This window comes from Pseudomonas sp. 30_B (genome assembly GCF_017491605.1).
In the GTDB taxonomy this organism is placed as follows: domain Bacteria; phylum Pseudomonadota; class Gammaproteobacteria; order Pseudomonadales; family Pseudomonadaceae; genus Pseudomonas.
The window spans coordinates 1-534 of record NZ_JAFGYY010000155.1 but is presented as its reverse complement, the minus strand read 5'-3'; the positions used below and the strand labels follow the sequence as shown (position 1 = coordinate 534).

The window sequence follows — 534 nt, the reverse complement described above, 5'->3', positions numbered from 1 at the left end:
CGTCTGGTTCGTGTTGAACACGCCGAAACGCTCGGCGCCGTTGATCGCGCCCGCGAACACCCACGACACGTTCGCGAGCGGAATCGCGAGCGCGAGCCACGGCAGCGCGAGGTACACCTCGTGCTGCAGCTCGGCCGACACCTTCGTGAAGTACGCGGTGTACATGAACGCGCCGAAGTAGATCAGCAGCCCGCCCGCGATGCCCGTGGCGAGGTTCAGCCAGAACGCGCTCCAGAACACGCGCGCGCTCTCTTTCGCGTCGCCGCTCGCGAGCGCCTTCGAGATGTGGTTCTGCGCGGCCATGCTCATCCCGAGATCGAGGATCCCGAAATAGCCGATCAGCGTCCACACGAGGCTCACGACGCCGTAGCGCTCGACGCCGAGCGCCTTGATGTACGCGGGCACCGTCACGAGCGAGACGAAGGTCGGCAGGACCAATCCGAAGAAATTGATCGCGACGTTCTTCAGCATGCCTTTATCCATGGACGCGCCGCCCCGCCGCGTTCGCCATCGCCGCCGCTCCCGCCCCGATCA

At 65.7% G+C, this 534-nt stretch carries 1 protein-coding gene; it reads right to left on the bottom strand.

What is annotated here, in order from left to right:
- Nucleotides 1–471 (bottom strand): MATE family efflux transporter (locus tag J5M67_RS27690; protein WP_207888580.1); only part of this gene is annotated, 471 nt, incomplete at its 3' end.
- Nucleotides 472–534: the final 63 nt, after the last annotated feature.